Source organism: Stenotrophomonas sp. P5_B8, from assembly GCF_054049855.1.
This window is the reverse complement of the sequence record NZ_JBFULO010000232.1, coordinates 1-5,758: the sequence shown is the minus strand read 5'-3', so window position 1 is coordinate 5,758 and position 5,758 is coordinate 1. Positions and strand designations below refer to the sequence as shown.

4 protein-coding genes are annotated in these 5,758 nt (G+C 64.4%); all 4 read right to left on the bottom strand.

The annotated features are described in order from the left end of the window. Positions 1–230 (bottom strand): type IV pilus modification protein PilV (gene pilV, locus ACXJKH_RS13035; protein WP_457319849.1); only part of this gene is annotated, 230 nt, incomplete at its 3' end. Beyond that, a complete protein-coding gene (locus tag ACXJKH_RS13030; protein ID WP_457319847.1) occupies positions 227–739 on the bottom strand; it encodes a GspH/FimT family pseudopilin in 513 nt (170 codons plus the stop codon). The genes pilV and ACXJKH_RS13030, both read right to left, overlap by 4 nt. Positions 740–932: 193 nt before the next feature. Beyond that, complete coding sequence (gene ppnN, locus ACXJKH_RS13025) at positions 933–2,321, bottom strand: nucleotide 5'-monophosphate nucleosidase PpnN (protein ID WP_457319845.1); 1,389 nt, start codon at positions 2,319–2,321, stop codon at positions 933–935. 281 nt (positions 2,322–2,602) lie between these two features. Then, on the bottom strand, positions 2,603–5,758 hold a 3,156-nt coding region (locus ACXJKH_RS13020; protein ID WP_457319843.1), incomplete at its 5' end, for a TonB-dependent receptor.

Below are 5,758 nucleotides of genomic sequence, written 5' to 3'. Positions count from 1 at the left end.
GTGTACCAGACCGACTGGAACCGATTACTGCGCATCAGCTCGGTGAGGTCGTAGGCGAGGTTTGTCGCCTGGGTCCGGTAGTTCGCGCTTTGCACGAAACGGACACTGGTGGTCTGCAGCATCGCAAAACCGAGCAGACCGAAGGCCAGGACGACAATGGCGATCAGTACCTCAAGCAGCGTAAAGCCGGCCTGACCGCGACCGGGAATGGATGAATGGCGACGCTTCATGGACAGGCTCCCTTGGCACTGCTGATCTGGCCGGAGACATTGACAGTCATCGTGCGCAGCAAAGGCTGGCTGCCGCATTGTTCTGGGCGCATCACCACAGCCTGATCCGCCGCGGCGCGACGGCGTCCACGCGCGTCGAAGCCGATCAGCGCGGTCGGACCGGTGACCACCATGCCGCGGCCGATCTTGTTGAATCGCAACACGGTCTCACCCGTGCTGAACGTACCGCTGTTGTCGGCATCAGCGAAAGCCATCATGCCGCCGGCCCAGTTGCCATCACAGGTATTGCCGTCGGTGCTGCCGCACACTCCGCCACCGCGGTTGCTGCGCACGGCCTCGCTGCGCGCCAGGTTGACCAGGCCCAGGAGCTCATTGTGCGCCGCAGCTACCCGATTAGAGCGGATGCTGCTTTGGAAGCTTGGATAAGCGATCGCGGACAGAATGGCGACCACCGCGACGGTGACCATCAGTTCTACCAGCGTGAAGCCGTTGGACCGGCGTGAGTACATGGAACGCTCCCCAGCGTGATGACACAGAAGATGAACGACCTGCCGTCCGGCGGCAAGCGGCGGCAGGACGAACGGTCGCCCGGGGCGACGGGCGTCAATCAGTTGACGGGCGCCCGGCGTCTACAAGGCGGCGGGGCTCCCCGCCCCGCCCCCGCCCGACCCGGTCAGACGGGTCGGCAGACCCCGCCTGCGATCAGGCCAGGACCTTATAGCAGGGCTGGTATTCGCCGGAGATCTTCATCCGGCGCTGCTCCACGAAGCCGCGCAGCAACTCGTCCAGCGCCTGCATCATGTCGGCGTCGCCATGGATCTCGAACGGCCCGAGCTGCTCGATGCGGCGCATCCCGTCTTCCTTGACATTGCCGGCCACGATGCCGGAGAACGCCCGACGCAGGTCGGCAGCCAGGGCATGCGGCGGACGGCCGTGGTGCAGGTCCAGCGCAGCCATCGCCTCGTGCGTGGGCACGAACGGCTGCTGGTATTCCCACGGAATCTCGATCGACCAGTTGAAGAAGAACGAATCCTTCTGCTCCAGGCGATGCTCGCGCACGCGCTTGATACCGGCGGACATGCGCCGTGCCACCGCGACCGGGTCGCCGATGATGATCTCGTAGCGCGCCGCCGCGGCCTCGCCCAGAGTGAGGCGGATGAAGCGGTCGATCTGCTCGAAGTACGGCGCCGCCACGGTCGGGCCGGTCAGGATCAGCGGGAACGGCAGGTCCTTGTTTTCCTCGCGCAGCAGGATGCCGAGCAGGTACAGGATCTCTTCGGCAGTGCCCACGCCGCCGGCGAACACGATGATGCCGTGTCCGATCCGCACGAACGCTTCGAGACGCTTCTCGATGTCCGGCATGATCACCAGGTGGTTGACGATCGGGTTCGGCGACTCGGCGGCGATGATGCCCGGCTCGGTCAGGCCGATGTAGCGGGTGACGTGCTTGCGCTGCTTGGCATGGGCGATGGTGGCGCCCTTCATCGGGCCCTTCATCGCGCCCGGGCCGCAGCCGGTGCAGATATCCAGCCCGCGCAGGCCCAGCTCGTAACCGACCTGCTTGGTGTAGAGGTACTCATCGCGACCGATCGAATGGCCGCCCCAGCAGACCACCAGGTTCGGGTCGCCCGGGTTGAGGATGCGCGCGTTGCGCAGCAGCCCGAATACCGCGTTGGTGATGCCCTCGGACGATTCCAGTTCGGCCGCGTACTGCGGGCCCATCTCGATGGCCATGTAGGCCAGGTCGCGGACCACGGCGAACAGCAGCTCGGCCACGCCGCGGATGATCTCGCCATCCACGAAGGCCATCGCCGGGGCGTTGACGAGGTCGATGCGGACGCCGCGATCCTGCTGCGCCACCTGGATGTCGAAATCCGGGTACAGATCGCGCGCCGCGCGCGGATCGTCCGAGGCACTTCCACTGGTCAGCACGGCCAGCGCGCAGCGGCGCAGCAGCTCGTGCATGCCGCCGCCGGAGGCGTCGCGCAGGCGCGCAACCTCGGCCCGGGACAGCACATCCAGCCCACCGCGCGGGTAGATCCGCGCGTCCTGCACCGGCAGCGTCCGCGCCGGGGTTTCGGTGATCTTCATTTCCATTCTTTCTGCTTTCCTCAAGGTTTCCGACTGTACCGCTGCCCCCTTAAAAAGCAAAACGGCCAGGAAGCCCGGCCGTTGGATAGGTGTCAGCGGCAGCGGGCCTTTTCGGGGCGCTGCGGTACGCGTCTTTGCGCGCAACCGATTGAGAGTACATGAAGTTACGGCTGGCAGCAAGAACGACACCCCAGCCGGCACGATGGCCCGACCCGTCCGACAAACGAAAACGGCCGGGTTGCCCCGGCCGTTCCGTATGCAGCAGGTGCTACGTCAGTTCATCAGAACTGGTAGCGGAAGCCCAGCTGCAGCGACCACTGCGACACACCGACGTCGAAGCCATCGGCGTCGGCGTTGGCGACGGTCGGGGTGTCGGCGCCGCGGTAGTTGTACACGTACTTGCCCTGGTACATGCCCTGCAGGGTGGCAACGCGACTGTCGGCGAAGAAGCCGTAGTCGTAGATGTTGCCCCAGTCCTTGTTGATCATGTTGCCGATGTTCTGGATATCCAGCCAGATCTCCGACTTGTGACCCTTCATGAAGCCCGGCAGCTGCTGGCTGATGCGCACGTCGAAGGTGTTGATCCAGCCACTGCGGAAGCCGTTCGCACCCGGCGTGCTGCCCGCGTACTTGGCCAGGTCCGGGTTGGCGGCAAGCCAATCGAAGAAGCTCTTCTCCATCGCGGCATCGGCGGTGAACGCACCGGCGTTGGTCAGCGTACCGAACAGCACGTCGCCCGGGCCCTTCGGCACGTAGAACAGGTCGTTGGCGGTACGGCCGTCGCCGTTGGCGTCGTTGGCGAACACGTAGCTGTACGGACGGCCGCTGCGACCTTCGTACACCAGGCCGATCTTGGTCTCGTAGTCACCGAAGAACTTGTGCTTCCAGTTCAGCGCGCCCGACAGGCGGTCGCGGATCTGGTAGCGCGAGGTGTTCTCGACCGGTGTGTTGGCGTCGAAGGCGTACTGATAGCCCCAGCCCGAGCTGGCGGTGGAGCTGGTCAGCGAGCCGACTTCGGTGGCATCGGTGTAGGTGTAACCCAGGTTCCAGGACCAGTCGCTGGCATCGGACCACGGCTTGGACAGCGACACGGTGAACTGCGAGGTACGACCCTCGTCGGTGTTGTTGATCAGGTAGACGTTGTTGTAACGGCCGTCCTTGCCGACACGCGAGTCAGCGGTCTGCCACGCGCCGACCTTGCGGGCGCTGTAGAACATGTCACGACCGTCCGGTCCCTGGTACTGCACCGGGCCCAGATTCAGGCTCTGGTAGAACAGGCCGTCCTTGACCTTGGTAACCAGCAGCTCGGCCGAAGCCACGATGCCGTACCACGGGGTTTCATGGTCCAGGGCCAGGTTGGCCTTGTAGATCGACGGCAGCTTGAAGTCGTTGCCGACGAAGTTGACGTTCTGGATGGCCGAACCCGGAGCGGTCGGCACCGGCTGGCTGTCCTTGTTCGGATTGAACTTCAGCGAATCGGCATACTGGTTGTTGCGGAGGCTATAGACGTTGGTGTTGAAACCGGTCGCCGAGTAGCTGTTGCTGATCCACACCTGCGGCGAATCACCCTGGAACAGGCCCACGCCACCACGCAGCTGGGTCGGGCGATCGGTGTCGAAGGTGTAGTTGAAGCCGAAGCGCGGCTGGATCAGGAACTTGCTTTCGAACACCTTGCTGTTGTTGTAGCCGAAGAAGTTCGACGCGGCCGCGTTGTAGGCCGGCTCCGGGCTGGTGTCCGGACGGTCGGCGCGCAGGCCCAGGGTCAGGGTCAGGTTGTTGTTGACGTACCAGGTGTCCTGCACGAACAGCGCCAGGTTGCTGTAGGTGTAGTCAGCGGCGATCGAACCCGGGGTGCGTTCCGGTGCGTAGTCGTAGGTGTTCCAGCGGCCGGCGGCGAAGTTGTCCAGGCCGTAGAACGTGTAGGTGCCCCACGAGTTGGCGCCGTAATAGTTGTAGATGTCGTTGGTGTCGTACGACGCACCGAACTTGACGTCATGATTGCCCAGCGTCAGCGTGCCGGCGGCGTAGTAGTTCCACGCCTTGGTCGTCAGGACGTTGTCCTGCGAGTTGACTTCGGTACCCAGGTACAGCGAGTCGCCCGACGGCGCGGTCGGGGTGCCGCCGAAGTAGATGCGCACGCTCGGGGCATCGGTGGACACCGCACGGATGGCCGAGTACTCGCGGTACGAGGCCTTCAGTTCGGTCGAGAAATTGTCGGTCCAGTCACTGAACAGCTGGGCGACGTAGCTCTCGTTGGTCTTGTTGTGCTGGTACCAGTACGAGTTCAGCGAGGCCGAGCTCGTGGTCATGCCGTTGATGCGCAGCTTGCTCTGGTCGATCTTGCTGTAACGGATGTTGGCACGGTGGTTGTCGCTGATGTTCCAGTCCAGCTTCAGCGCGTACTCTTCCATCGAGGTGTCGCCGTTGCTTTCCAGGCCACCGGCTTCGATGCCGTAACCCTGCGCGATCTGCTGCGCGCGGGTCACGTCGGCCAGGGTGAACTGGCCGTTGGCCTTGCCCAGCGGGGTGGTGCTGAGGTCGGCGCCCGGGGCGGCCTGCTCGAACTTTTCGTAGTTGGCGAAGAAGAACAGCTTGTCCTTGAGGATCGGACCACCCACGGTCATGCCGTAGGTCTTTTCCTTGGTGAAGCCGTTGAACTTCTGGCCTTCCGGGTTGTCGCCGAACCAGTCGCCGTCACGGTAGGTGCCGTAGACCGAGCCGTGGAATTCGTTGGTACCGGACTTGGTCACCGCGTTGACGGTGGCACCGGCGGCGGCAGCGATGCTGACGTCGTAGTTGGACAGGTTGATGTCCAGCGCTTCGATGGCTTCCATCGCGACCGGCTGGCGACGGGTCGGCATGTTGTTGCCTTCCAGGCCGAAGGTGTCGCTGGCCGAGACGCCGTCGATGCTGATCGAGTTGAAGCGCGGGTTCTGGCCGCCGGCGGAGATCGAACCCGAGGCGCGGTCGATGAAGGTCACGCGCGGATCCAGACGCATCAGGTCCTGGATGTTGCCGCCGATGGACGGGGCAACTTCGATCTGCTGCTGGCTGAGGTTGGTGCCCGAACCCATCTTGGTCGCGCTGAACACTTCCGAGCCTGCAGCCACGGCGACGACCTGGACGGCATCCAGGTTGGTCGCGGCGAGGTCGCCGGTCAGTGCCGCGTTGACGGTACCGGTCTGGTTGACGCCCAGGTACAGGCCGTCTTCGGTCTTGGTGCCTTCACCGGACTTGGTGATGGTGATGGTGTACGGACCACCCACGCGCAGGCCGCGCGCGTTGTAACGACCCGCTGCATCGGTGGTCGCACGGCTGACCGTGCCCGACTCGGTATGCGTGATGGTGACTTCGGCACCGGCAACAGGCGCACCTGAGGCGGACGTGACCTGACCGCCGACACCGGCAGAGGTGCTCTGGGCGAAGGCGGGAGCGGC